Source organism: Halomonas sp. DP8Y7-3 (assembly GCF_019801675.1).
GTDB lineage: Bacteria > Pseudomonadota > Gammaproteobacteria > Pseudomonadales > Halomonadaceae > Halomonas > Halomonas litopenaei_A.
In genome coordinates this window covers 326,462-350,834 of record NZ_JAHVIO010000003.1, presented here as the reverse complement: position 1 = coordinate 350,834, position 24,373 = coordinate 326,462, and the positions used below count along the sequence as shown (strand labels likewise).

Here is a 24,373-nt window from a genome sequence, read left to right as displayed (position 1 = left end):
CGCCAGTGATGCGCTTAGCGACGCACCTCGGCATGCTCCACCAGGCCACAGGTCTCGATACGATCCAGCGCCTGGCAGGTCAGGTGACGTCCCAGCCGAATCAGGTCTCTGGCCCGGTGGAACTCAAACGACCCACACACCGTCTTGGGCACCTCCACCAGAATATCGGGCGGGTATCCCGCTTCCTTGTAGCGCGCCAGGGCCGCCTGGGTGATATCGAATGAGGTGAGGATGGTGGCCAGGCGTCCCCAGTCCTTGGGACCCAGCGCCGCCGTGCCCCGCTCGGCGCGATCCGCCTCGGCCTCGGTATTGGCGCTGTCCAGCAGCCGACGTACCAGCGGCGTCCCTTTCGCCTCGTGTCTTCGATCCCCCTTGCGTCGTTCGTCCTTCGAGGGGGAAGACGCAGGGGACGCCGACCCAGCACGTGACTCGTCACAGCTGGGACAATGGGTCGGCAACAGTTCTTCCAGGGTGACCAGCTGCGGACTGTTGGCCGTGACGTTGACGGCCATTACCAGGTCCGCGTGTACCGAGACATTGGAAATGATCGGCAAGGGATTCAGCAGGCCGCCATCCACCAGCAGGCGTGGCCCGTCCTCCACCGGGGTAAACACCCCCGGGATGGCAATGGAGGCGCGGATAGCCTTCAGCAACGAACCGCGCTGAAACCATACCTCGCGCTGGCGCACCAGGTCGGTGGCCACCGCAGTGAACGGTATCGGCAGATCTTCAATGGCCACATCACCGATGAAGGACTCGATCTTGCTCATGACCTTCTTGCCCTGCATGGCGCCCATGGAAGTGAAAGACATGTCGAGCAGTCGCAGCACCCCGAACGAGCCCAGCTCCTCCACCCACTGCCGATAGTCCTCCAGCTTGCCCGCGGCAAAGATCCCCCCGACCAGAGCGCCCATGGAACACCCCGAGATAGCGACGATCTCGTACTCGCGCGCGGCCAGCTCCTGCAGAACACCGATGTGGGCGTAGCCTCTGGCTCCGCCGCTGCCCAGGGTCAGAGCGATGCGCTTGCCGGGCAAGCCCGGCGGACAGTCGTGGCGATAGGTCGTCATGGCGTGGCCCTCCTGCCGCTTGATGTCGGCGGGTCGTCCCCGAGTCCACGGCAAGGTCGAGGGCTGGGCAATGACCGTCCTGCCGACGCACGATGATCTGACAGGCTCTGGCGAATACGGCTGCCTCGAACCTGTCTATCAGATTAGTCCACCCCTGCGTGGAAACACTTACACCGCTGATCACGGCGCAGCCGCTTCGAGGCCGGCATCTGGTACGAGCGGCTGACGCCCCACGCCATGCCCATGCCGGAGCTTGCCGGGCCAGCTAGGATGAAGCGGCGGGACCCCCGGGGTCGCCTAAGGCACTGACGATGGTGTCTGCCACCGCCTGCACATGGCTGGGCGAAGCATGCAGATGATGCCCGCCCTCAAGCACGTGCCGTGTCAGCTGGCGAACCCGTGCCCGCGCCGCAATGCCGCGGGGGCTGTCGCCGAGGATACCGTCGCGTCCCTCGATCAGCAGTACCTCGCAGGCAATAGCCTCAAGCAGGTGGGCGACCTGCTCGTCGGTCAGCCTGACGGGAGAGGGTCGCAGCAAGCGTGGATCAGTGCGCAGCTGCAGCTGCCCATCGTCCGCTGGTGCCAGATTGCGCGCCACAATGTCACGAACCGTCTCGGCATCCACGGGCGTCGCACCACCGACGACACGTGCCTCCACCGCGCTGTCGAGATCCGCATAGCGGGGGGAGCGGGACCGCCGGCGACGGTGCGCCTTGAGCGACCGTCCGAGTTGCTGGGCGGTCTCTTGCGGTGCGGTCGTGAGAGCTCCCAGGCCGTCGATCAATACCAGGCGTTCGACCCGCTCGGGCAACGCAGCGGCCAGCAGACAGGCGACCCCTGCCCCCAGCGAATGCGCCAGCAGCGGTGCGCGCTCCAGCCCCAGATCGTCCATGGCGTCCAGCAGGTCATGGCAGTAGTCCCAGATGGCGTAATCGAGACTCCCGGCCAGTGGCCGTGACAACCCGTGGCCCGCCATATCGATGGCCACGATGCGTATGCCAAGGCGACGTGCCAGCAGCGGCGCGAGACGACTGAAGCTGGCCGCGTTGTCGAGCCACCCGTGCAGCGCCAGCCAGGTGGGCGCCCCCTCTTCCCCCCAGACCAGCGCAGCCAAACGCCCTTCAGCCAGGCGCCCTTCAGCCAAACCCAGAGCAGCGCCTGTCGAGGTCATGGCGGTTGCCGTCGTCGGAATCCGGGTCATTTACGCGCCCCCTCTGGTGCCAGCAGGCGATCGATCATGGACAGCAAGGCCTCTCGCGTCGCATCCGGCTGCTCCATGGGGAACATATGCGTCCCCGGCACCGTCTCCAGCACGATACCGCGGCGACTAAGCCGCCTGCAGCGCGACGGCGTCAGCAGATCCGACGACGCTCCCGCCAACACTCCGATAGGCACCGACACCTCGCGGGGCAGACGATCCAGGTGGTGAGGAAGGTGACGAAATATCTCGACCTCGATATCCGGGTCATAGCTCAGTACGGCACTACCGTCTTCCAATACCGTCGTGCCTGCCTCGATATAGTCGTCCAGGGCTTCCGGCGTAAAGGCCCGAAACAGCCCCTTGCGCCGCAGTTGGGCACGCATGGCATCGCGGCTTTCCCAGCGCGCGCGCCGCCCTTTGCTCTTGCCCGCCGGGGTCACCCGATCCACCATGCCCAGCCATTTGCTGAGGCGCATGGCCATTGCGTCCAACCCCAGCATCAGCGGCGGGTCGAGCATCACCACTGCCTGGAACCGCTCAGGAGCCTGGCGCGCTGCCATGGCGGTGATGACGCCGCCCATGGAATGTCCCACGCCGATAAAGGGGCCCGGCAGATCACGCGTACTGTCCAGATATTCGTCGCGCAAGGCCAGCCAGTTGTGACCGACAGGAAAGTCAGGATGATGCCCCAGCCGGTCCAGTGGCTGGATGTCAAAACGCTCCTTCAGTGGAGCCAACAGACTGCGATAGCTGCCCCCGGGAAACCCGTTGGCGTGGGCAAACAGCAAGGTCGGGCGGTGTGACTCGGTCATTGTCCTTCGCTCATCATCATAGGGGCAGCGGCAATCCGGCCGCCGGTAGCGTCAGCAGGCTAACGAGTTTACCCTATGGCGAGTCAGCGCCGTGCTCAAGTGGCTTGCCGGCAGTGGGACGTAGGCCTTCGGTCGCCACCGTGGAGTCTCGTCCTCTTTGCACCGGTCTCATGGCAACCACCGGCGCTTCTGACGCCTCGTCATTCGCTTTCATCAGCCAGGTATTTCACGTGTCCTCCAAGCCCCGTCGTGATACGCGTCAGCGCAACCGCATTTTCTTCCTCACCGTCGCCATCGCAGTGATCATTGGGCTTTGGTTGGCCCGGTAACTCATCGGTGACGACACCAGAAGCCCGCATGCCAGTCTCATTGCAATGGGCTGCAATCATCAGACTATCCGCAGGGCGGCTGCGGCCCCGCTCACTCCAGCATGTCTGCCAAACGAGCACGCAGGCGATCGCGGGCAAAATCCACGAAGCTACGCACCTTCGCTGGCGCACGCCGGCCCTCGACATGCACCAGATGAATCGGCCAAGGAGCGGGCTCGTGATCCTGCAGCACCACGCGCAGACGGCCCGAGGCCAGCTCATCCGCGATCTGATACGACAGCACACGCGTCAGCCCCCAGCCGTGACACGCTGCCTCGATCCCCGCAGCCACGCTACTCAGACGTAGCCGAGGACTTATCCTCACGGTGTCCTTTTCGTCACGTCCAAAGCGCCATTCGACGATTGGACTCAAGGCAGAGACCGCGGCAATGCGATGATCCTTTAGCTCTTGAGGCTTTTGAGGCTCGCCCCAGCGCTCTAGATAATCAGGTGCTGCACAGATCACTCGTCGCACGTCCCCCACCCTGACTGCGACCAGTTCTGATGACGGAAGAGGACCGATACGTAGTGCCACATCAAAGCCCTCTTCCACCATGTTGACCACTCGGTCGAGCATCACGACATCCACTGACACATCCGGATAGGCGTCGAGAAAGTCCACCAGCATGGGCGTCATATATCGCCGGCCGAACTCATTGGGACAGGTGAGTCGCAACTCGCCGAGCGGACGAATGGCCGCGCCGGAAGCAGCATCGTCAGCGGCCTGCAGCTGCGCCAGCACGTGACGGGCATCCTCCAGATAGGCGCGACCTACTTCTGTCAATCGCACTCGACGGGTGGTGCGGATCAGTAACCGCGTACCTAGACGAGCCTCAAGGGCATTCACCCCTCGCGTCACCGAGGGCGCACTCATGCCAAGTCGGCGAGCGGCTTCCGCGAAGCTCTCGGCTTCTGCCACCGCAATGAAGACCTTTAGGCTTTGCAGCCGATCCATTCGCCGATTACCTCCATTTCATAAAATAGTGCCTTTCTTTTTTGCCATATTAATTCATAAAACGGAGAGAGATAAGCTCATCAAGCAGTGAGGCCCGCCACAGTGGCCGTCCAATGCTCGTCATTACCGAGGCTTAAGCTCACACTTCCACAGCAGGCACCCATCATGTCGCACCCCATCACCCTATACCGCACGCCAAAGTCTGGTCACTGCCACCGGGTAGAGCTAATGCTCTCTTTGCTCGGGTTGCCCTATCGGACAGTCGATCTTGATATGGCCAATCGCGCGCACAAAGCACCCGAATTCCTGGCGATCAGCCCCTTCGGTCTCGTCCCGGCCATCGACGACAACGGCTATACACTCTCGGACAGCAACGCCATTCTCGTTTATCTGGTCAAGAACTATGCAGCGGACAGCGACTGGCTTCCCGCCTCACCCAAGGACGCGGCCGAAGTGCAGCGTTGGCTGACCATTGCTGCCGACAACCTGTTTGCAGGCCCCTGCGCCGCTCGCCTCGTCAAGGTGTTCGATGTCCCGCTGGATCACTCGGCAGCAGTAGAAAAGGCTCACGACCTGCTAGGTATCCTGGACACTCACCTATCCACTCGAGCATGGCTCGCCACTGGGCGACCGACGCTCGCAGACGTAGCGCTCTTCAGCTATATCGCCCATGCCCCAGAAGGCGGCGTCGACTTAAGGCCTTATCCGAGCGTGCATACGTGGCTGCAGCGCGTGCGCGCACTGCCTGGCTTCGTGGCCATGGCATCGTCACCGGTGGTGGCGCCAGAGCCGCGCCCGGCCTAACCGTCATATTTCAGAGCTCATCGACGACCCAAAATACAGTTCCATCAATCAGTTCCCCTCCAAGATCCTGCGAGGATATCCATGACGCAAGTGCCCACCACTCCCTTTCATCAGGGCGAACGCGAGGCCCAGCATCGTGCGGGTGTCGGCGACGTTGCCAGTTGGGCAGGCGGTTTTATTCGAGACTTTCTGCCCGACCAGCATCGAGATTTCCACACTGCTCTGCCCTTTCTGGTCATGGCAGGTAGCGACCTGAACGGTCGTACCTGGGTCACTGTGCTGGAGGGGGCCGACGGATTTCTGCACTCTCCCACGCCCTATCAGCTGAGCCTCCGTACCGAGCCAGAGCCGAGTGATCCGCTAGCCGAGCGCTTATTCTCAGGCGGTGATGTGGGAGTGCTGGGCATCGATCTCGCCAGCCGACGCAGGAATCGCTTCAACGGGCGAATTTCACGGTCCTCCGATGGCTACGTCATCGACGTTCAGCAGTCCTTTGGCAACTGCCCCCAGTACATTCAACAGCGCACACTATCGCGTACCCAAGCCAACGCGCCTGGCACGCTCAAGCGCTTCAGCCAGCTGACACGCGACCACATTCACTGGATTGAACGCGCCGACACGATGTTTATGGGGTCTGGCCATCACGATCACTCCGAAGCACGTCACAACGGCTTCGACGCTTCTCATCGCGGGGGCGCGCCGGGCTTCGTCAAGGTGGAGAGCGAGCAAGAGCTGGTCATCCCGGACTATGCGGGTAACAACTTCTTCAACACCATCGGCAATCTGCTCAAGGATCCACGGGTGGGTCTTGTCTTCGTGGACTTCAACCAAGGCAGCCTGCTGCACATCAGTGGCACCGCACGAATCAACTGGAGCCCGGGGGCGTCCTCCGACCCACAAGCCAGGCGATTTATACACGTCACTATCGAACGCATACTGGAACGCCGCCATGTGCTGTCACTTCGCTGGCAGCGAGATCTTCAACACACACGAGACCTCACGATCAAGCGCAAGGTACGCGAGAGCAAGGACGTCACCTCCTTCTACCTCGCACCTGTCGACCAACATCCCCTAGTACCGGCCACCGCAGGCCAGCACCTTAACGTGGACATGCAAATTCCAGGACAGCTTGGCACCACCTCGCGTAGCTACTCGCTGTCAGGTGATCCTGCCGATAGCCAACACTACCGTCTCAGTATCAAGCGCGAGGCCTAAGGCCTGGTATCACGCTACCTGCACGACGTCCTTGGCGAAGGAGCAATCATCAAAGCAGGCAGGCCCACCGGCGACTTCGTGTTGCCTGACAAAGAGACACCGGTGGCATTGATCAGTGCGGGTATTGGTCTCACCCCTATGGTCGCCATGCTTCACGCGGCGGCCAGACAAGGACGCCCCGCCTGGTACCTTCACGGAGCTCGCCGAGGCGATCAACATCCCCTGCGCCAGGAAGTCAACGAACTGGTGGCTCGTCATGCCCACTTACACCAGCGCATCTTCTACAGCCAGCCGGCCCCGGAAGATCGCCTCGGACATGACTTCCACGTTGCTGGACGCCTCAGCGCCACTGCCGTGCTCGAGACCGCTGGTCATCCCGAAACACACTATCTTGTGTGCGGCCCCTCTGCTTTCGTAGCGAACTTGACCGATGATCTCATCAGCTACGGCGTCCCCGCCGCTCGCCTCCATAGCGAGTCCTTTTAACCTCTCAGGGTGCCTGGTGTAGCGGGGGGGCGCCTCCCTATCGCCTCCCTATCGCCCCCCTCTCGCCTCCCCCTCTCCTCCATCTCGCGCTAAACACCACACTAAGCATCGCGCTATCCGTCTTTGCCCCTCATATGTACTTCGACCGTCTCGGCCCTGCTTCGCAACCTCTTTTTGTTATGTTATAACTTTGCACCCACGACTTGGGCGCGACGAGCTGTGGTAGCTCGAATCCACACCGTGGCGTCAACGCCTGGCGGTCGGTACAGATGATCAGCCAGTGATCACGACGCAAGCCAAGCCAACGCGTGCTGCCAACACACCGTGATTCACCCCTATCGCTGGAGAACACCGCGATGTCGTCTCCTGAAGAGACCCGTCTTCTGGCCATGTCGGACGACGACTACATGAATGAAGAGCAGCTCGCATTTTTCCGCCAGCGGCTGCTGTCGGAGAGGGCCCAGATCGAGGCCCACCTGAGGGAAATACGGACCAATATGGCGTCCCACGAGCGGGATAGCGACGAACTTGACCAGGCCGCCTTTGAAGAGGAGCTGAGGCTGCAGCTGCGTCAGGCCGATCGCGAAACCCGCCTGATCGCCAATATCGACTCAGCCATTCGTCGGATCGATGCCGGAGACTACGGCTACTGCATCGAAACCGGCGAACCCATCGGCATCCCCAGGCTGCTGCTGCGCCCTACCGCCAAGCTGACCCTTGAGGCCAAGGAACGCCAGGAGCAACGGGAACACCACTATCGCAAGATGCGAGGAGAAAGCGCATGACCCCCTCAGCCGCCCCCCTTCCGGTGACCGTTCTGTCCGGCTTTCTCGGCGCCGGCAAGACCACCCTGCTCAACCATATCCTGGCCAATCGCGAAGGTCGCCGAGTGGCGGTCATCGTCAATGACATGAGTGAGGTCAATATCGACGCGGCCCTGGTCAGGGGTGCACCAGACCAGGCAGGCGAGGTCACTCTCAACCGGGCCGAAGAACAGCTGGTCGAGATGAGCAACGGCTGCATCTGCTGCACGCTGCGCGAGGATCTGCTGATCGAAGTACGACGACTGGCCGAGGAAGGGCGCTTCGACACGCTGGTGATCGAGTCCACCGGCATTTCCGAACCACTTCCCGTCGCCGAAACGTTCACCTTCTCCGACGAGCAAGGTCGTAGCCTGTCCGACGTCGCGCGCCTGGATACTCTGGTGACCGTGGTCGATGGCGCCAACTTCCTCAGCCAGTATCGCGAGGCCCAGTCCCTGGCAGAGGCCGGGGAGAGCCTGGGAGAAGACGACGAGCGCAATGTGGCCGACCTGCTGGTCGACCAGATCGAATTCTGCGATGTGCTGCTGATCAGCAAGACTGACCTTCTTAGCCAGACCGAACTTGAAGAGCTGACGAGCGTGCTGCGCGCCCTCAACCCCGAGGCCGAATTGCTGCCCATCGCCCATGGCAAGGTATCCCTGGACAAGGTGCTGGATACCGGGCGCTTCAGCTTCGAGCGGGCCCAGCAAGCGCCGGGATGGCTCAAGGAACTGCGCGGCGAGCACGTGCCAGAGACCGAGGAATACGGCATCTCCAGCTTTGCCTACCACGCACGACGTCCTTTCCATCCACAGCGCTTCTTCGAGCTGCTGCACAGCAACTGGTTTGGCGGCAAGCTATTGCGCTCCAAGGGGTTCTTCTGGCTGGCCACGCGGCCGACCTTTGCCGGCCAGTGGAGCCAGGCTGGGGGTATCGCCCACTACGGCTTTGCCGGCATGTTCTGGAAGGCGATCCCTGAAATCAACTGGCCCGAAGACCCCGACTATCGCGCCTCCATCATGGAACGCTGGGAAGAGCCCTTCGGCGACATGCGACAGGAGCTGGTCTTCATCGGCCAGAACCTCGACGAAGCGCGTATCCGCCAAGCGCTGGATGACTGCCTGATCAGCGAGTCATTGCTGCTGGAGGGCAAGGACGCCTGGGCAACGCTGCCCGACCCCTTCCCCGCCTGGAAGTAAACCATGCAGAATGCCGAACCTATCCCGGTGACCGTGCTGACCGGCTTTCTTGGCAGCGGCAAGACGACACTGCTCAATCATCTGGTGCGCCAGCCGGCCATGAGCGATGCGCTGGTGGTGATCAACGAGTTCGGTGACATCGGCCTGGATCACCGGCTGGTGGCAGAGGGCGATGAGCACACCGTCGTCGAAATGAGCAGTGGCTGTCTGTGCTGCACGATTCGCGGCGACCTCAGTCGCAGCGTGCAGCAAGCCGTGGAGCAGCTGAACCAACGCGAGGCGCGCCCGGTGTCCCGAATGATCATCGAGACTACCGGGCTTGCCGATCCTGCGCCGATTCTCCAGACCTTGATGACCGATCACTGGCTGGCCCAGCGCTTCCGTCTGGACGGCGTTGTTTGCCTGGTCGATGCAGCCAATGGTCTCTCTACCCTTCATGCCCATGGCGAGTCACAGCGCCAGGCTGCGGTCGCTGACTGCCTGCTGCTGACCAAGACCGATCTGGTGGGTGGGACACGCCTGAACGATCTATCGAGGCAGCTGGCCGAGATCAACCCTGCCGCCGAGCAGATCGAGGTCCTTAATGGCGAAATCGATGCTGCACGCCTCACCGCCCGGCGTCTGCCAGCGTCGGCCAAGGATGCGCCGCAGGCTCAGGGCTGGCTCGGGGCCGGCGCCTATCTACAGGTCAGCTCGTTCTCCAGCGTCTCTGTCGGGACTGGCGCCAGCGCCGCGCCGACGCCCATGCTCAGCGTCTCCAACGACGCTCCCGTAAGCCGCCACGGCGAGCAGATTCGCTCGTTCTGCTTCACTGTCGAGACGCCGATTGCAGCCGAAGTGCTGGAGGACTGGCTGGACCTTCTGCTGAGCCTGCTGGGCGACAGAATGCTGCGGATCAAGGCCATCGTTAACGTGGCCAACCGAGACCAGCCGCTGGCGCTGCATGGCGTCCAGCATATCTTTCACCCTCCCGTCCCGTTGCCGCCAGACGCCTGTCCGGACGGCGTGTCTCGCTTTGTATTCATCACCAGTGGTGTGGCCGCCGATACGGTGACGCAGCTGTTCACCTACTTCGATAGCTAGCCCAGCTGCACCACCCGCAGATGCACGAGGCCATGGCCCACGCCACCTAGTCACACATTGAGTTTTCTATGACATCGCACCCTCTGGAAGATATCGCCGCCGCCCCTGCAACTCACTCAGTTCCCCTGGACTGGGTCGGCATGGAGGGCATCGCCCTGCCACTGCAGGTCGCCGGCAAGACCATTGCGGGCCGCGCATCGGCCGGTGTCAGCCTTGATGATCCCGCGGTTCGCGGCATCCACATGTCACGCCTGTACCTGGCACTGGCTGAGCTTGAGGACGTGCCGCTGACGTTGCCCCGCGTCAACGACGTCCTCAACAACTTTCTGGACAGCCACCAGCAGCTCTCGCAGCAGGCCTATCTGGACCTGGAGGGCGAGGCCTTGCTGCGACGCCCCGCCTTGATCAGCCCGCTGTCAGGGTGGAAGACCTATCCCTTCGCACTGCGCATGCGACGTAGCGCCAGTGACCAGGTCAGCGCCGTGCTCGACGTCAGCATCGGCTATTCATCGACCTGCCCCTGCTCGGCGGCGCTGGCACGCCAGTTGATTCAGCAGGCGTTCGATGAAGACTTCACCGATACCCCCGTCACCCGAGAGGCGGTACACGCCTGGCTCGGCAGTGAGCAAGGCATCCTGGCCACCCCCCATAGCCAGCGCAGTCAGGCGCACCTGTCGCTGCGCCTGTCGACAGAGCTTGCGGAACTGCCGCTGGAGACCATCGTCGATCGGGTGGAAAAGACCCTCGGCACTGCCCTGCAGACCGCCGTCAAACGGGTTGACGAGCAGGCCTTTGCCCTCGCTAACGGACAGAACCTGATGTTCTGCGAGGATGCCGCTCGTCGCGTGCACCAGGTCCTGCGGGACCAGCCCGGTATCGACGGTTTTTATCTGAAGGTGGTGCACGCAGAAAGCCTGCATGCCCATGACGCCGTGGCTCGTAGCCAGTGGAATTGGCGAGAGCAAGCGTGATGTCCTCTGGGGCCAGTCCTATGCCACCCACAGGCCGCCCTCATGCCTTCTCAGCCTCCTCCTGGGTCACCGCGCTGGCGCGATCTGAACCCGGGCTTCTCTACCGCCACGACGTTTCATCGTGAGAACCGACATGAATGACAGCGCCCCCGCGGCCGCCCCGCACGTCACCATCACACTGCCGGATGAGCGCGAGCTCACACTGCCTTCGCCTACCACCGTCGCAGATATCGCCGCCGCTATCGGTCCGGGGCTTGCTCGGCAAACCCTGGCCGGGCGCGTCAACGACGTGCTAGTGGATGCCTGCGACCCCATCGACCGGGATGCCCGGGTCCAGGTGATCACCCCCAGCGATCCCGAAGGGCTCGATATCCTGCGCCACTCCTGCGCGCACCTGCTGGGGCACGCGGTCAAGCAGCTCTACCCAGACGCCCAGATGGTGATCGGGCCAGTCATCGAAGACGGCTTCTACTATGACATCGCCCACGAACGGCCCTTCACCCCTGATGACCTGCAAGCCATCGCTGAACGCATGACGTCACTGATCGCGCAGAACTACGACGTCATCAAGCGCCGCCTGCCCCGCGACCAGGCCATAGAGATCTTTCGCGAGCGCGGCGAAAGCTACAAGCTTCACCTGATCGAGGAGATGCCGCAGGAAGCCACCCTGGGCCTCTACTTCCACCAGGAATACGTGGACATGTGCCGTGGCCCCCATGTTCCCAATACCCGGTTTCTCAAGCACTTCGCGCTGACCAAGCTGTCGGGTGCCTACTGGCGCGGTGACGCTCGCAACGCCCAACTACAGCGGATTTACGGCACCGCCTGGGCGGACCGCAAGGCACTCAAGGCCTATGTCCAGCGTCTTGAGGAAGCCGAGCGTCGTGATCATCGGCGCCTGGGACGCCAGCTCGGGCTTTTCCACTTCCAGGAAGAAGCGCCCGGTGCGGTGTTCTGGCACCCAGGCGGATGGCAGGTGCTGCAGACGTTGATCGCCTACATGCGTCGCCGCCAGGCCAGTAGCGGCTATGTCGAGGTCAACACACCCGACATGATGGACCGCAGTCTGTGGGAAACCTCCGGGCACTGGCAGAACTATCAGGACCACATGTTCACCACCCAGACCGAGGACGGACGGGATCTTGCGCTGAAGCCGATGAACTGCCCCGGCAGCGTGCTGCTCTATCGCCACGGACTGAAGAGCTACCGTGACCTGCCCATTCGCATGGGTGAATTCGGCAAGGTACACCGGTACGAGCCATCCGGTGCCTTGCATGGCCTGCTGCGGGTGCGCCACTTCACCCAGGACGACGCCCACATTTACTGCACGCCGGAACAGATGAACGAGGAGTGTCAGCAGGTGGTCGCGCTGGTGCTGGATATCTATCGGGAGTTCGGCTTCGATGACGTCCACATCAAGCTGTCGACCCGCCCCGACAACCGCATGGGCAGCGATGCTGTCTGGGATCGCCTTGAACAAGCATTGACGACAGCTCTCGACGCCATGGCGCTGGACTACACTCTCAACCCGGGCGAAGGAGCCTTCTACGGACCCAAGCTGGAGTTCGTGCTGCGCGATGCCATCGGCCGCGACTGGCAGTGCGGAACCCTGCAGGTCGACATGAACCTGCCCGAGCGATTTGGCATCGACTACGTGGATGAGCAGGGCCAACGACAGCGGCCCGTCATGCTCCATCGAGCCCTGTTTGGCTCGCTCGAGCGCTTCATCGGCATCCTGATCGAACATCACGCGGGCAAGCTTCCCGCCTGGCTGATGCCCCAGCAGGCCGTGGTCATGTCGATTACCGAGGCCCAGCGGGACTACGCTGAGCTGCTGGCAGATGCCTTGGAGGGAGCAGGGATACGGGCGAATGCCGACGTGCGCAACGAGAAGATCGGCTACAAGATCCGGGAGCAGACCTTGAGCCGGATCCCGTACCTGCTGATTGTCGGCAATCGCGAAGCCGCCGAGGGCAAGGTCACGGTGCGCCTGCGCGACGGCAGCGACCTTGGCAGCATGCCAGTGCAAGAAGCCATTGCCCTGCTCGAAGAACAATGTCAGGCTCCCGACCACAACGCTCAGCGCCGCGAACAGGCACTGCGCCTCGAGCGCCTGGCTTGCGCCACGCTCCCCCAGGAGGCCTGAGCATCATGCTTGCAATGGGCGCGACGCGCGACGTCGTGCCCTTGCGTTATATCTGCAGGAGCCAACATGCCACTTCTCGACAGCTTTACCGTTGACCACACCATCATGAATGCCCCGGCAGTACGCGTGGCCAAGACCATGCGCTCGCCTTCGGGTGACACCATCACGGTGTTCGACCTGCGCTTCAACCGGCCGAACGAGAGCATGATGGGGGAAAAGGGCATTCATACCCTGGAGCACCTGTTTGCCGGCTTCATGCGCCAGCACCTGAACGGCGACAGCGTCGAGATCATCGATATTTCGCCGATGGGGTGCCGCACCGGTTTCTACATGAGCCTGCTGGGCAGCCCCAGCGAGCAAGCCGTCGCCGACGCCTGGCAAGCGGCCATGAACGACGTGCTCAACGTGAAGCGCATGGAAGATATTCCTGAGCTCAACGAGCACCAGTGCGGCACCTACCTGATGCATTCCCTCGAAGAAGCTCAGGAGATCGCGCGCACCATCATCGACCAGGGCATCGGCGTCAACCGCAATGACGACCTGGCCTTGAGCCCCGAGCAACTCAAGACTCTGGGCAACGACGTTTAAGCACCCAGCGCACATGCAGCAACGCACGCTTGGTCAACCACCAAGCGTGCGCTGCAGTGTGAGAGCCGCCGTCTGAAAGCCGTCGTCACTCGGCACGCACGGCCCTAGACCGGGAATAGCAAAGACGCCCCACCACGCTGGTCACAACGAATATCAGCGCAGCAAGACTGACAATGGTGGGCCCTGTCGGCGTATCCAGCCAATAGGCGGCCTGGAGCCCGCCAGTGGTCGAACAGGCGCCAATGCTCGCCGCCACCAGCGCCATGGCTTCCGGGGTACGACACAGCGGGCGCGCGGCCGCAGCCGGAATGATCAGCAGCGCCGCAATCAGCAGCACTCCCACCACCTTCAGTGCCACCGCGACCACCACCGCCAGCGACAGCGTCAGCACCAGCTGCTCCCGCCGCGGGTCGATACCACTGGCCCTGGCGAGGTCTTCATCCAGCGTGGCGGTCAACAGCGCCGACCAACGCCATCCCACCAGGCTAACCACCAGAATCGCGCCAGCGGCGATGATCATCAGGTCGCTCTTGCCCACCGCAAGGATATCGCCGAACAGATACGCCATCAGGTCGATGCGCACACCCGACACAAAGGACACCGCGACCAGTCCAAAGGCCAACGCCGAATGCGCCATGACGCCGAGCAGGGTGTCCATGGCGTAGCCCCGTCCACTCAGCTGAGAGACCACCACCGCCATCAGCAGCGAGACGGCCAGTACGCCCGCCAACATGGAGGTGGACAGCAGCAACGACAAAGCCACCCCAAGAATCGCAGCATGCGCCGTCGCGTCGCCGAAATATGCCATCCGTCGCCAGACAACAAAGCACCCGAGCGGTGCAGCCGCCAGGGCGACTCCCAGACCGGCCAACACAGCTCGCACAAGAAAATCGTCAAACATCAGCGAGACGCCTCCATCAGCCTGTCGTTTGCCGCCTTCGCTGGAGTGGTCGGCGGCGCCTCGGCCCCCGCGTCCTCTGGGGCCAGGCACTGGGAAGACGACGGCTGTGGATGCGAATGCCGATAAAACGCCAGCGCATCACTGGTGTCAGGGCCAAACAGCTGGCGGTAAACCGGTGATGCGAGCACGCGTTCAGGGGTGCCCTGGCAGCACACGTGGCCATTGAGACACACCACTCTGTCCGACGCCCGCATGACCACATGCAGTTCATGGCTGACCATCATTACCGCACATCCAAGCTCGCTGCGAACCTTGGCGATCTGCCGATAAAAGTCCGCGGTGCCGCGGTGGTCGAGGCCTCGAGTCGCTTCATCAAGCAACAGCAGGTCAGGCTTTTCCAGCAGGGCTCGCGCCAGCAAGATTCGCTGAAACTGGCCTCCTGACAGGTCCGCGACCTGCTGTTGCCCGAGCTCCGGCACTCCCGCCTGCACCAGCGCCTGAGCCAGCGCCTGACGCGAATGCCAGCGCGGCAGATTAAGAAAGCGAAACACGGTCAACGGCAGCGTCGGGTCGATGGCCAACCGCTGTGGTACATAGCCGATGACCAGCCCAGCTTCCCGGGTCACACGCCCCCGCGATGGCCTTACTGCACCGATGATGGCGCGCAACAGAGTCGACTTTCCGGAGCCATTAGGGCCCACCAGGGTCACGATTTCGCCGCGATCGACACTCAGGTCGATGCCCTCCAATACGCTATGGCCCCCTAGGGCGACAGACAAATTGTCGATGGACATCAAGGGCATGGAGGCTCTCCAACTGGCTATTGCTGCGCCGCTCACGCGCAGAGACATGATATTCACAGCCACCGTGCGCGGCGCGCGCGGCATGACGGCTCTTCTGGCCACTCGCACGGACGTGCTGTCACGAGACAGGGACGCGCCGTCGCGGGAGAGGGATCAGCTGTCGCGGACCCCGTGCACGCGACCCCGAACCAGGGCGGGCGCTATTGACGAGGCTCAGGTTTACGGGGCTCTCATTGACCAGGCAGTGAATGTTATAATATAACGTTTTATTCCACAAGCGTGGCGTCACCACGTCAGCTGTCCACGTCGATACCTTCCGGGAGAACACGATGAAAAAACCGCTACTGCGTCCGCTCTGCTTGCCATGGCTGCTGACACCGGCCATTGCCGTCGCTGACGTGCCCAACGTGGCGGTGGATATCCCACCGGTGCATGCGCTGGTGGCCCAGGTCATGGGAGAGTTGGGATCGCCAGAGCTGGTCATCCAGCCCGGTGCGTCGCCCCACGGCTATTCCATGCGCCCTTCCGAAGCGCAGGCACTGGCCAGCGCCGACGCCGTGTTCTGGGTCAGTGACAGCCTGACGCCGTGGCTTGAGCGTGCCAGGACTTCCCTGGCGGATGGCGCTCGCGAAGTGGAGCTGATGGAAGCTCCCGGCACGGTGACACTGGCATATCGCCAAGGCGCTACCTTTGAAGCCCATGATCATGGCGATCACGAAGATCACGAAGATCACGAAGATCACGAAGATCACGAAGATCACGAAGATCACGATCATGATGGTCACGAACATGGCGATCATGACCATGCCGACCACGATCACGACCATGGCGAGCACGATCAGCACGCCGATCATGACCATGCCGATCACGATCACGACCATGCCGACCACGATCACGACCAGCATACCGCTCATGATCACGAACATGGCCATGCACACGACGGCATGGACCCCCATGGCTGGCTTGATCCTGTCAATGCCAAGGCATGGCTCGATACGATTGCGACCACCCTGGCAGAACTGGACCCAGAGCACGCCGCTACGTATCGCCAGAACGCAGCGAACGGCCAGGCTGACCTGGACGAGCTGATTCAGCGGCTGGATAACCAACTGGATGACGCACGTGGGGTTCGCTTCATCGTGTTCCACGACGCCTACCAGTACTTCGAGAACCGCTTCGCTGTCCCTGCCTCCGGGGCCATCTCCCTTGGCGATGCATCAGACCCGAGCCCGGCGCGAATTCGCGAGATCCAGACCCGTGTCAGCGACGACAACATCCAATGCGTCTTCCGCGAACCCCAGTTCAACCCTGCCCTGATTGACAGCGTGTTCGAGGGAACAGAGGTCAACACCTCCATCGTGATGGACCCCCTCGGTGTCGACCTGGACCTGGGCCCCGGTCTCTATTCACAGCTGCTGCAGCGACTGGCAGACGGCATGACCGACTGCACCAAGGGCTAGGGCTAGGGCTAGGGCTTGAGGAGTGAGCGTCAAACGGGCCACTCCCCTGCCCTGACGTCGCCGACACCCGCCCTGTCGGCGGCGTCTGTTCATTCCCACACTGTTATGGAGAGCCATTCACCATGCCCCACCCGACCTCCCCGCCATTGACTGAACGGGACGCGCAGTTCTGCCTTGACGCTGCCACCCGAACGCTGGAGCGATGGGCGATTGCCGTCAGTCGTGGAGAGAAGGAGACCCTGCTGGCGCTTTACGCCGAAGACGCCATTCTTGTGCCGACTGTCGCCAACGACGTGAGAGAAGACCGACTTGCCAGGCAGGCCTACTTCGATGCCTTTCTCGCCAACGAAGACCTTAGCTGCGAGCTCGGCGAATTCTCTCGCCGTGTCAGTCGCAAGTTGGGCACCGTCGTCATCGGTGGCCACTACGTCTTCAGCTATCTCATAAAGGGTGACATGACCACCATTCCCGCGCGCTTCCTGTTCACCTTTGAAGAAATCGCAGGAGAATGGAAGATCACTGGCCACCACTCCTCGCAGCTCGTCTGAAGCGGTCTTGAGCCGCACGGTGATGTTGGCGCGACCCAGGCTGACGTCGCGAGCGACGACGGCGGCCTGGGTCTCTAGCGACGGCATGCAGGGTGGTGGCCGTCCAAGGCCAGTGCCAGCCAAGCCAGGTAAGGTCGGCTCAGGCAAGGTCAAACAGCAGCACCTCAGCCGCCGCGATGCCGACGACCCTGACCTCTTCTCCCGGTTCAAACGCCGCCGCATCGCCTGCGGACATAAGCTGCCCGTTGACCGCAACCTCGCCCTTGGCCACATGCAGCCATGCGTGGCGTGTTGTCGGCGTCTCGGCGCTTTCACCCGCATCGAACAGCCCCGCATACAGGTTGACGTCCTGATTCACGCTGACGGAATCGTCCAGACCCTGCGGTGAGACCACCAGGCGCCAGCGGCCCTGCCTGTCCTCCGGCGGAAACGAGCGCTGCTCATAGCTGGGAGCGATGCCTCGCTCTCGAGGTTCTATCCAGATCTGCAGGAAGTGCAGCTCTTCACTGGGTGAAGCGTTGAATTCGCTATGCAACACTCCCGTGCCTGCCGACATCCGCTGCACGTCTCCAGGCCGCATGGTAGAGCCATTATCCATGCTGTCCTGGTGCGCCATCGTCCCCGACAGCACGTATGAAATAATTTCCATGTCCTGGTGGGGATGGGTGCCGAACCCTGCACCACCGGTCACACGATCTTCGTTGATGACTCGCAGCGATCTGAACCCCATGTGCCGTGGATCCACGTAGCTGGCAAACGAAAAAGTATGGTGAGAGCGTAACCAGCCGTGATTGGCACGTCCGCGTTCATGGGCATGTCGAAGTCTCATATTGCCTCCTACAGGCAGCACCTGGTGAAGCGCAGCCGCCGCAAAAGGATCACGCGTGGCGACGCATCAAGGTCATGATCAAGTCGTGGATAGGTCGAGTATGGGGCGTGGAAAAGTCGCACAACGGCAATCAGGACACCTTACGAGCCATGACCGCATCCAGTGAGGCTCGTCCACCGCCGCTGATCGCAAGAGAGACAGCAATCGCCAACAACGACAGCGCGAATTCATAGCCGTTATTGCTCATGAACAGTCCGTTTGCAGCGTGGACGCTGAAGATCGCCATCAGCATGGTGAACGCGAGCACCACCGCTGCCGGGCGCACCAGCAACCCTATCAACAGCGCCAGACCGCCAAAGAACTCTGCGCTGCCAGCCGCCAGCGCCATCAAGTACCCCGGCTCAAGTCCGATGGAGGCCATCCACTGTCCTGTGCCTTCCAGACCATAGCCGCCAAACCAACCAAAGAGCTTCTGGGCACCATGTGCCATGAAAATGATGCCGGCGGGCACACGCAGGGCCAGGGGGGCCAGGCTGTCTGAACTGCTGATGACTCGGCTAACGACTGATGTGTTCATGATATCTCCAAGAGTGTTCGGGCGGTTGCCACAGCACGGGGGTCCGGGCGGTTGCCATAGAGAGTCGAACGCGATCCCGGCGATTCCACTCTCGGTGAGTCAGCGGATGGATGTGGCACTGACGGTGTTCGTATTGTCACGACCGAGGGAAGCACTCGGTCGATCTTGCGCAAGCCTCCAGGCCGACGCCTTTCCGGGTTACTTGGTCGCGTCAAGGCTCAGCTGCAGCCCATTGCTGTCTGCAGTCGCCGAGGTGTGGCGCAGGTGGCGTGCCTGCAGGTTGGCTCGGGCCTGCGCCATGGCAGTGCTACCTTCCATGCTGACCTTAGTGGCATTCGCCTCGATGGCAGTACCGCTAAGCGGCTGCGCCTGAGAGGAGAGCGGCTCATGCAATCTCGCGGTGAGGGCAGAAGCCTGACCTGCCTGAGCGATTGCAGGAGCAGTGAGGGCTGCTGTGACAGGGGCAGTGGCGAAAAGCAGAGTGAACAGTGCGGGCTTGAGTTTCATGGTGTGTCTCTCTTCATGACCGTGTAGTGGGTGTCGCGATCAGCGTCTCTGTCGCGTTGAAGAAAGATTAAAACAACAACAATATCGAAAAAAAGCGACATAAATCCGATAGACCATTCGGTTTTATCGAACATAAAGACACTCTTGCACGCTGCTGCATCGACCTCACCTACATGAATAAATTTGAAGTTAACAATGAGAAACTTCAGTTTGCCTCATCTTAGAAGTGTCTTGATAATCGTCATCACTATTTCGTCACGGTCAGCTCGTCACGACCAGCTCGTCACGACCAGCGCGCAAGCTACCGGTGAGCTAGCACACCTTGACGAGATCAACCGTTTGACCCGAAAGGCACCGTCGAAGGACGACTGGATCTCCAGACGCCTTGGATTCACCTCTCAGGAACCAGGATGGCACCCACGATGAACAACGACTTTGCATTCACCGTTAAGAGCCTTCGTTTCGACGAACACTACCAGCCGTCGGACAGCACTCGTATCACCACCAACTTTGCCAACCTGGCCAGAGGGGAAAAGCGCGAGGACAACCTGCGCAACACCCTGCGCATGATCGACAACCGCTTTAATGCCTTGGCTGACTGGGACAACCCCAAGGGTGACCGTTACAGGCTGGAACTGGAGATCATTTCGGTAGAAATGGCCGTGGATGCGTCCACCCGTGACGGTGCCCTGCCGCTGATTGAAATCCTCAAGACCCGCATCATCGATACGCACACCAACGAGCGCATCGAAGGGATCGCGGGCAACAACTTCTCGTCCTATGTCCGGGACTACGACTTCAGCCTGGTGCTGAAGGAACACAACAAGGGGCAGGACACCTTCAGCGTTCCCGATGACTTCGGTGTCTTGCACGGCAACCTGTTCAAGGCCTTCGTGAACTCGGACACCTACAGGGAGCATTTCAACAAGCCCCCCGTCATCTGCATCAGCGTGTCGAGCACCAAGACCTATCACCGCACGGAAAATCATCATCCCGTGCTGGGTGTCGAGTATCTGCAGGAGGAGCATTCGCTGACGGATGCGTACTTCAACAAGATGGGCATGAAGGTTCGCTACTTCATGCCCCCGGGCAGCGTCGCACCGTTGGCGTTCTACTTCATGGGCGACCTGCTGGGCGACTACACCAACCTGGAGCTCATCAGCACGATCAGCACCATGGATACGTTCCAGAAGATCTATCGCCCGGAGATCTACAACGCCAACTCAGCTGCTGGGAAGTCCTACCAGCCGAGCCTGCAGCAGCAGGACTATTCATTGACCCAGATCGTCTACGACAGAGAAGAACGCAGCCAGCTCGCGACCGAGCAAGGGAAGTTTGTTGAAGAGTGCTTCATCAAACCCTACCGCGCGATTCTTGAACAATGGTCCGCCAATTACGCTCACTGATTCACTTCTGACAAGGCTATCCATCATGACAACACTGCTCCCGACATCGACGGCCGGCAGCCTTCCAAAACCCTCCTGGCTCGCACAACCTGAAGTGCTGTGGTCCCCCTGGAAACTTCAGGAAGCCGAGCTGGTGGAAGGCAAGCAGGACGCGCTGCGCCTGGCCCTGCACGAACAGCGCCATGCCGGCATCGATATCGTCAGCGATGGTGAACAGTCTCGCCAGCATTTCGTCACGACCTTCATTGAACACCTCAATGGCGTCGACTTCGAACAGCGCGAGACCGTGCGCATCCGCGATCGCTACGACGCCAGCGTGCCCTCTGTCGTCGGAGACGTCTCCCGCCAGAAGCCCGTCTTCGTGGACGATGCCGCCTTCCTGCGGGCCCAGACAGATCAACCCATCAAGTGGGCACTGCCCGGCCCCATGACCATGATCGATACCCTCTACGATGGTCACTACAAGAGCCGGGAAAAACTGGCCTGGGAATTTGCCAAGATTCTGAATCAGGAAGCCAAGGAACTGGAGGCTGCCGGGGTCGATATCATTCAGTTCGATGAACCGGCCTTCAATGTCTTCTTCGATGAAGTGAATGACTGGGGCATCGCCACACTGGAAAGAGCGATCGAGGGCCTGAAGTGCGAGACGGCCGTTCACATCTGCTACGGCTACGGCATCAAGGCCAACACTGACTGGAAGAGCAGTCTGGGCTCCGAGTGGCGCCAGTACGAAGAGGTCTTCCCCAAGCTCAGGCAGTCCAACATCGATATTGTCTCTCTGGAATGCCACAACTCGCGGGTTCCGATGGAGTTGATCGAGCTGATTCGTGGCAAGAAGGTCATGGTCGGTGCCATCGACGTTGCGACCAATACCATCGAGACCCCGGAAGAGGTGGCCAACACCCTGCGCAAGGCACTTCAGTTCGTCGACGCCGACAAGCTCTACCCCTGCACCAACTGCGGCATGGCGCCGCTGTCCCGCCAGGTCGCCAGGGCCAAGATGGATGCCCTCAGTCAGGGGGCAGCGATTGTCCGCCAGGAGCTGACACGCTAAACCAGGCGCGCACCCTCCGTTCTTTCCCATGGCCGCCGTGATCGCCTCGCGGCGGCCATGCCGTCTGACGTTTCCGGAGTCACCATGTCGTTCCCTGCCCCACCTTCTGACGTTGTTTCAGGCGTTGTTTCAGACCCCGCAGCACCCGCCGTCGCTGGCTCATCCGCTGTTTCTGGCTCACCCGCTGTTTCTGGCTCACCCGCTATGGCAAGGACCGGCCAAGTTCATATGCCGAGGGCTGTGATCGAGCCGGCCCGCTTCCGCGAGGCCCTTGGGCACTATGCGTCCGGAATCACCGTGATCTCTTCTCTTGCTGAGGGTGAGCCAATCGGTTTCACCTGCCAGTCCTTTTACAGCGTATCGATGGATCCGCCGCTGGTCTCCTTCAGCGTCAAATCGACCTCTTACAGCTATCCCAAGATCCGCCAGGCCGGCCGCTTCGCGGTCAACATGCTGTCCGCTGAACAGGCGCCGATCTCGAATCAGTTTGCCCGCCAGGGGGCCGACAAGTGGCAAGGTATCGAGTGGCAAGCATCACCGCTAGGCAACCCGTTGATTCCGGATACCCTGCACTGGCTCGATTGCGACATTCACGCAGAGCACGTCGCCGGGGATCACCTTATCGTGATTGGCGAGGTAAAGGCGCTCCGACTCAACCAGGGCGAGGCTTCCCCACGTGGCCCCCTGCTGTACTTCAAGGGCCAGTATCGCCAGCTGGCGTGAGGCGCTAGCGCGAAGGATGGTAAGCCGGGCTGATGCATACGCATTTACGTCAGCTCGCCCTGATCAGGCAGCCTGCGACAGCACGCGATGATCTGTTCGCGCAGCCAGCGATGTGCCGGGTCCTTCTGATAGCGGCGATGCCAGCTGAGATGAAAGGGAAAGGTGTCAAAGGCCACCGGCGGCGCCACCGGGGTCACCGCAAACTGTCGCTGGAAATGCTGGCAAAGCCCTGTGGGCAGGCTGGCGATCAGCGAAGACCGCTCCAATAGTGCAGGCACCGCCATGAAGTAGGTCACGGCCAACGCCACCTCTCGCCTCAAGCCCTGGCCTTCGAGCTGCTTGAAGATACCGCTTTTCAAACGCGTATGGGGCTGCACCAGGACATGGGCATAGCGCTCGAAATCGTCCCTGGTCATCTGCCCTCTTCCTTTCAGCCGCTCCAGCAGCGGGTGCCCATTTCCGACCAGACACTCGATCCCCTCGCGGATGACCTCGCGCACGACCAGATTATCGGGAGGATCGACCTGGCGCCCAAACGCCAGATCGGTCGTGCCGCTCATGACTCCAGCCTCGCTCATGTCCTGTGACAGTCGACGCACCTGCAAGGTGATGCCTGGCGCCTGTTCGCGCAGGACCCCGGCCAGCGCGGGCAGAATCAACACCTCGAAATAGTCGTTGGCCGCGATCTCGAAATGGCGCTGCTCGGTGGCGGGAGAAAAGTCCCGCTCGCTGGTAATCAGGCCATCCAGATCGGTCAACGCTGCCTCGATGACGGGAAAGAGGTGGTCCGCCTTCTCTGTCGGACGCATGCGCTGGCGATCACGTATGAACAGCGGATCATTGAACAGCTCCCGCAGGCGTCCCAAGGCAGCGCTCACCGACGGCTGGCTGAGATGTAGACGTTCTCCCGCACGGGTGACGTTCTGCTCCAGGTACAACGCATGGAAGGTCCGCAGCAGGTTGAGGTCGTAGTTGAGTTTCATCCAGGGCACCCACAGCAGCGTCTGACGTGGCGGCGAGCCACCAACTATTTGTCTCGATAATAGCAGCTATCCGCACTATCGATTATGACGATGGTCGAGCAGACGTTACCGTGACACCACACGTGAACTCAGCACTCGACTCACAGGAGCCCATCATGACAGGTGGACAGATGACAGACACTGCCAGCGAAAAGATCGTACTGATTACCGGTGCATCCAGCGGCATTGGCGAGGCCACGGCGCGCACGCTGGTGGAAGCTGGTCACAAGGTGGTCGTCACGGCGCGCCGCGAAGAGCGACTTGCTGCCCTGGCCGAGGAACTGGATCACGACAAGGTGCTGGCGATTGCCGCCGATGCCACCGACTACGATCAGATGGCTGACGTCGTGGCGCGTGCGGTGGCCCACTACGGCCACCTGGACGTTGCCTTTGCTAACGCTGGCACCGGCATCAGCCAAGCGGGTACGGAGCAGGGAGACCCGGAAGAGTGGAAGCGCGTCATCGATATCAACATCAACGCACTGCTGTGGACCGCCCACACCACTCTGCCCCACCTGAGAGCGCGTCAGGGGCATTTCATCCTCACCAGCTCGGTGGCGGGGCGTGACACCCATGCGGGGTCGATCTACAGCTCAAGCAAGTGGTTCGCCTACGGCTTTGGCCAGAACCTGGCGCTGGAAATGGCCGAGTGGCAGGGCCGTTGCACCACGATTACCCCAGGCATGGTCAACACGCCCTTCTTTGACCAGCCCAAGCCGGACAAGCTGCACCCGCAGGATGTTGCCGACGCCGTGCTGTACGCCATCCAAGCAGCGCCGCGAGCCAACATCCGCGAAGTGCACCTGATGCCAACGCGCTAAACGACGTCTAGGCGTCAACCC

The 24,373-nt window shown here is 61.6% G+C and carries 26 protein-coding genes; 15 read left to right on the top strand and 11 right to left on the bottom strand.

Annotated elements, in window-relative coordinates; genetic code table 11:
* Positions 1-14 precede the first annotated feature (14 nt).
* The 5 genes from KUV86_RS03890 to KUV86_RS03870 all read right to left on the bottom strand — a co-directional run bounded on the left by KUV86_RS03890 (position 15) and on the right by KUV86_RS03870 (position 4,406).
* Positions 15-1,070 (bottom strand): patatin-like phospholipase family protein, encoded by a 1,056-nt coding sequence (locus tag KUV86_RS03890; protein WP_206943036.1) that lies wholly within the window; start codon positions 1,068-1,070, stop codon positions 15-17.
* 265 nt (positions 1,071-1,335) lie between these two features.
* Positions 1,336-2,241 carry an alpha/beta fold hydrolase gene (locus KUV86_RS03885; protein WP_206943188.1) on the bottom strand — a complete coding sequence of 302 codons (906 nt, stop codon included), beginning with the start codon at positions 2,239-2,241 and terminating at the stop codon, positions 1,336-1,338.
* A gap of 26 nt (positions 2,242-2,267) precedes the next feature.
* Positions 2,268-3,083, bottom strand: a complete 816-nt coding sequence (locus KUV86_RS03880; protein ID WP_222161844.1) for an alpha/beta fold hydrolase — start codon at positions 3,081-3,083, stop codon at positions 2,268-2,270.
* A 200-nt stretch (positions 3,084-3,283) separates the two neighbouring features.
* Entirely contained in the window at positions 3,284-3,472 is a 189-nt protein-coding gene (locus KUV86_RS03875; RefSeq protein ID WP_222483655.1) for a hypothetical protein, read from the bottom strand.
* A 31-nt stretch (positions 3,473-3,503) separates the two neighbouring features.
* The gene (locus KUV86_RS03870) at positions 3,504-4,406 is read right to left on the bottom strand and encodes a LysR family transcriptional regulator (protein ID WP_222483653.1); all 903 of its coding nucleotides are present in this window, start codon (positions 4,404-4,406) and stop codon (positions 3,504-3,506) included.
* Between the two features lie 165 nt (positions 4,407-4,571).
* On the opposite strand from KUV86_RS03870, the gene KUV86_RS03865 reads away from it, so the two are divergent.
* From KUV86_RS03865 to luxS, 9 genes are all read left to right on the top strand, one after another.
* The gene (locus tag KUV86_RS03865) at positions 4,572-5,210 is read left to right on the top strand and encodes a glutathione S-transferase family protein (RefSeq protein WP_222237296.1); all 639 of its coding nucleotides are present in this window, start codon (positions 4,572-4,574) and stop codon (positions 5,208-5,210) included.
* 81 nt (positions 5,211-5,291) lie between these two features.
* Positions 5,292-6,425, top strand: coding sequence for a pyridoxamine 5'-phosphate oxidase family protein (locus tag KUV86_RS03860; protein ID WP_222483651.1), 1,134 nt, complete (start codon positions 5,292-5,294; stop codon positions 6,423-6,425).
* A gap of 102 nt (positions 6,426-6,527) precedes the next feature.
* Positions 6,528-6,911 carry a hypothetical protein gene (locus KUV86_RS03855; protein WP_222483649.1) on the top strand — a complete coding sequence of 128 codons (384 nt, stop codon included), beginning with the start codon at positions 6,528-6,530 and terminating at the stop codon, positions 6,909-6,911.
* Positions 6,912-7,267: 356 nt separating this feature from the next.
* Entirely contained in the window at positions 7,268-7,696 is a 429-nt protein-coding gene (locus KUV86_RS03850; RefSeq protein WP_206943045.1) for a TraR/DksA family transcriptional regulator, read from the top strand.
* The gene (gene zigA / locus KUV86_RS03845; RefSeq protein WP_222483647.1) at positions 7,693-8,913 is read left to right on the top strand and encodes a zinc metallochaperone GTPase ZigA; all 1,221 of its coding nucleotides are present in this window, start codon (positions 7,693-7,695) and stop codon (positions 8,911-8,913) included. Before KUV86_RS03850 ends, zigA begins: the two co-directional genes overlap by 4 nt.
* 3 nt (positions 8,914-8,916) lie before the next feature.
* Positions 8,917-9,996 carry a CobW family GTP-binding protein gene (locus KUV86_RS03840; RefSeq protein WP_222483645.1) on the top strand — a complete coding sequence of 360 codons (1,080 nt, stop codon included), beginning with the start codon at positions 8,917-8,919 and terminating at the stop codon, positions 9,994-9,996.
* A 68-nt stretch (positions 9,997-10,064) separates the two neighbouring features.
* A complete protein-coding gene (folE2, locus tag KUV86_RS03835; protein ID WP_222483643.1) occupies positions 10,065-10,967 on the top strand; it encodes a GTP cyclohydrolase FolE2 in 903 nt (300 codons plus the stop codon).
* A gap of 133 nt (positions 10,968-11,100) precedes the next feature.
* On the top strand, positions 11,101-13,113 hold the full coding sequence (gene thrS, locus KUV86_RS03830) for a threonine--tRNA ligase (protein ID WP_222483641.1): 2,013 nt from the start codon (positions 11,101-11,103) through the stop codon (positions 13,111-13,113).
* A gap of 66 nt (positions 13,114-13,179) precedes the next feature.
* Positions 13,180-13,701: an S-ribosylhomocysteine lyase gene (luxS, locus tag KUV86_RS03825; RefSeq protein ID WP_222161836.1), complete on the top strand. Its 522-nt coding sequence runs from the start codon at positions 13,180-13,182 to the stop codon at positions 13,699-13,701.
* A gap of 85 nt (positions 13,702-13,786) precedes the next feature.
* Here the strand turns inward: luxS and KUV86_RS03820 are convergent, their stop codons facing one another.
* Positions 13,787-14,602 carry a metal ABC transporter permease gene (locus tag KUV86_RS03820; RefSeq protein ID WP_222483640.1) on the bottom strand — a complete coding sequence of 272 codons (816 nt, stop codon included), beginning with the start codon at positions 14,600-14,602 and terminating at the stop codon, positions 13,787-13,789.
* Positions 14,602-15,405, bottom strand: a complete 804-nt coding sequence (locus KUV86_RS03815) for a metal ABC transporter ATP-binding protein (protein WP_222483639.1) — start codon at positions 15,403-15,405, stop codon at positions 14,602-14,604. The genes KUV86_RS03820 and KUV86_RS03815 overlap by 1 nt, the downstream gene beginning before the upstream one ends.
* Before the next feature lie 329 nt (positions 15,406-15,734).
* Here KUV86_RS03815 and KUV86_RS03810 point away from each other — a divergent pair, with 329 nt between their 5' ends.
* Both KUV86_RS03810 and KUV86_RS03805 read left to right on the top strand, forming a co-directional pair.
* A complete protein-coding gene (locus tag KUV86_RS03810) occupies positions 15,735-16,865 on the top strand; it encodes a zinc ABC transporter substrate-binding protein (RefSeq protein WP_222483638.1) in 1,131 nt (376 codons plus the stop codon).
* Between the two features lie 122 nt (positions 16,866-16,987).
* Complete coding sequence (locus tag KUV86_RS03805; protein ID WP_222483637.1) at positions 16,988-17,413, top strand: nuclear transport factor 2 family protein; 426 nt, start codon at positions 16,988-16,990, stop codon at positions 17,411-17,413.
* A 139-nt stretch (positions 17,414-17,552) separates the two neighbouring features.
* Here the strand turns inward: KUV86_RS03805 and KUV86_RS03800 are convergent, their stop codons facing one another.
* From KUV86_RS03800 to KUV86_RS03790, 3 genes are all read right to left on the bottom strand, one after another.
* Positions 17,553-18,242, bottom strand: coding sequence for a pirin family protein (locus KUV86_RS03800; RefSeq protein ID WP_222483636.1), 690 nt, complete (start codon positions 18,240-18,242; stop codon positions 17,553-17,555).
* A gap of 130 nt (positions 18,243-18,372) precedes the next feature.
* On the bottom strand, positions 18,373-18,819 hold the full coding sequence (locus tag KUV86_RS03795) for a DoxX family protein (protein ID WP_222161831.1): 447 nt from the start codon (positions 18,817-18,819) through the stop codon (positions 18,373-18,375).
* A 198-nt stretch (positions 18,820-19,017) separates the two neighbouring features.
* Positions 19,018-19,326: a hypothetical protein gene (locus tag KUV86_RS03790; protein ID WP_222483635.1), complete on the bottom strand. Its 309-nt coding sequence runs from the start codon at positions 19,324-19,326 to the stop codon at positions 19,018-19,020.
* Between the two features lie 422 nt (positions 19,327-19,748).
* On the opposite strand from KUV86_RS03790, the gene KUV86_RS03785 reads away from it, so the two are divergent.
* The 3 genes from KUV86_RS03785 to KUV86_RS03775 all read left to right on the top strand — a co-directional run bounded on the left by KUV86_RS03785 (position 19,749) and on the right by KUV86_RS03775 (position 22,509).
* Positions 19,749-20,732 carry a DUF1852 domain-containing protein gene (locus KUV86_RS03785; RefSeq protein WP_222237468.1) on the top strand — a complete coding sequence of 328 codons (984 nt, stop codon included), beginning with the start codon at positions 19,749-19,751 and terminating at the stop codon, positions 20,730-20,732.
* A 25-nt stretch (positions 20,733-20,757) separates the two neighbouring features.
* Positions 20,758-21,786 carry a methionine synthase gene (locus KUV86_RS03780; protein WP_222161829.1) on the top strand — a complete coding sequence of 343 codons (1,029 nt, stop codon included), beginning with the start codon at positions 20,758-20,760 and terminating at the stop codon, positions 21,784-21,786.
* Positions 21,787-22,014: 228 nt separating this feature from the next.
* Complete coding sequence (locus tag KUV86_RS03775) at positions 22,015-22,509, top strand: flavin reductase family protein (RefSeq protein ID WP_222483633.1); 495 nt, start codon at positions 22,015-22,017, stop codon at positions 22,507-22,509.
* A gap of 44 nt (positions 22,510-22,553) precedes the next feature.
* Here KUV86_RS03775 and KUV86_RS03770 read toward each other — a convergent pair whose 3' ends face one another.
* Entirely contained in the window at positions 22,554-23,492 is a 939-nt protein-coding gene (locus KUV86_RS03770; protein WP_222483631.1) for a LysR substrate-binding domain-containing protein, read from the bottom strand.
* A gap of 155 nt (positions 23,493-23,647) precedes the next feature.
* Here KUV86_RS03770 and KUV86_RS03765 point away from each other — a divergent pair, with 155 nt between their 5' ends.
* Positions 23,648-24,352, top strand: coding sequence for an SDR family oxidoreductase (locus tag KUV86_RS03765; RefSeq protein ID WP_261397530.1), 705 nt, complete (start codon positions 23,648-23,650; stop codon positions 24,350-24,352).
* Positions 24,353-24,373: the final 21 nt, after the last annotated feature.

Coding starts and splice junctions, on each gene's coding strand:
- KUV86_RS03890 (WP_206943036.1), bottom strand. CDS start 1,070: ATGACGACCTATCGCCACGACTGTCCGCCGGGCTTGCCCGGCAAGCGC.
- KUV86_RS03885 (WP_206943188.1), bottom strand. CDS start 2,241: ATGACCTCGACAGGCGCTGCTCTGGGTTTGGCTGAAGGGCGCCTGGCT.
- KUV86_RS03880 (WP_222161844.1), bottom strand. CDS start 3,083: ATGACCGAGTCACACCGCCCGACCTTGCTGTTTGCCCACGCCAACGGG.
- KUV86_RS03875 (WP_222483655.1), bottom strand. CDS start 3,472: ATGATTGCAGCCCATTGCAATGAGACTGGCATGCGGGCTTCTGGTGTC.
- KUV86_RS03870 (WP_222483653.1), bottom strand. CDS start 4,406: ATGGATCGGCTGCAAAGCCTAAAGGTCTTCATTGCGGTGGCAGAAGCC.
- KUV86_RS03865 (WP_222237296.1), top strand. CDS start 4,572: ATGTCGCACCCCATCACCCTATACCGCACGCCAAAGTCTGGTCACTGC.
- KUV86_RS03860 (WP_222483651.1), top strand. CDS start 5,292: ATGACGCAAGTGCCCACCACTCCCTTTCATCAGGGCGAACGCGAGGCC.
- KUV86_RS03850 (WP_206943045.1), top strand. CDS start 7,268: ATGTCGTCTCCTGAAGAGACCCGTCTTCTGGCCATGTCGGACGACGAC.
- zigA (WP_222483647.1), top strand. CDS start 7,693: ATGACCCCCTCAGCCGCCCCCCTTCCGGTGACCGTTCTGTCCGGCTTT.
- KUV86_RS03840 (WP_222483645.1), top strand. CDS start 8,917: ATGCAGAATGCCGAACCTATCCCGGTGACCGTGCTGACCGGCTTTCTT.
- folE2 (WP_222483643.1), top strand. CDS start 10,065: ATGACATCGCACCCTCTGGAAGATATCGCCGCCGCCCCTGCAACTCAC.
- thrS (WP_222483641.1), top strand. CDS start 11,101: ATGAATGACAGCGCCCCCGCGGCCGCCCCGCACGTCACCATCACACTG.
- luxS (WP_222161836.1), top strand. CDS start 13,180: ATGCCACTTCTCGACAGCTTTACCGTTGACCACACCATCATGAATGCC.
- KUV86_RS03820 (WP_222483640.1), bottom strand. CDS start 14,602: ATGTTTGACGATTTTCTTGTGCGAGCTGTGTTGGCCGGTCTGGGAGTC.
- KUV86_RS03815 (WP_222483639.1), bottom strand. CDS start 15,405: ATGCCCTTGATGTCCATCGACAATTTGTCTGTCGCCCTAGGGGGCCAT.
- KUV86_RS03810 (WP_222483638.1), top strand. CDS start 15,735: ATGAAAAAACCGCTACTGCGTCCGCTCTGCTTGCCATGGCTGCTGACA.
- KUV86_RS03805 (WP_222483637.1), top strand. CDS start 16,988: ATGCCCCACCCGACCTCCCCGCCATTGACTGAACGGGACGCGCAGTTC.
- KUV86_RS03800 (WP_222483636.1), bottom strand. CDS start 18,242: ATGAGACTTCGACATGCCCATGAACGCGGACGTGCCAATCACGGCTGG.
- KUV86_RS03795 (WP_222161831.1), bottom strand. CDS start 18,819: ATGAACACATCAGTCGTTAGCCGAGTCATCAGCAGTTCAGACAGCCTG.
- KUV86_RS03790 (WP_222483635.1), bottom strand. CDS start 19,326: ATGAAACTCAAGCCCGCACTGTTCACTCTGCTTTTCGCCACTGCCCCT.
- KUV86_RS03785 (WP_222237468.1), top strand. CDS start 19,749: ATGAACAACGACTTTGCATTCACCGTTAAGAGCCTTCGTTTCGACGAA.
- KUV86_RS03780 (WP_222161829.1), top strand. CDS start 20,758: ATGACAACACTGCTCCCGACATCGACGGCCGGCAGCCTTCCAAAACCC.
- KUV86_RS03775 (WP_222483633.1), top strand. CDS start 22,015: ATGCCGAGGGCTGTGATCGAGCCGGCCCGCTTCCGCGAGGCCCTTGGG.
- KUV86_RS03770 (WP_222483631.1), bottom strand. CDS start 23,492: ATGAAACTCAACTACGACCTCAACCTGCTGCGGACCTTCCATGCGTTG.
- KUV86_RS03765 (WP_261397530.1), top strand. CDS start 23,648: ATGACAGGTGGACAGATGACAGACACTGCCAGCGAAAAGATCGTACTG.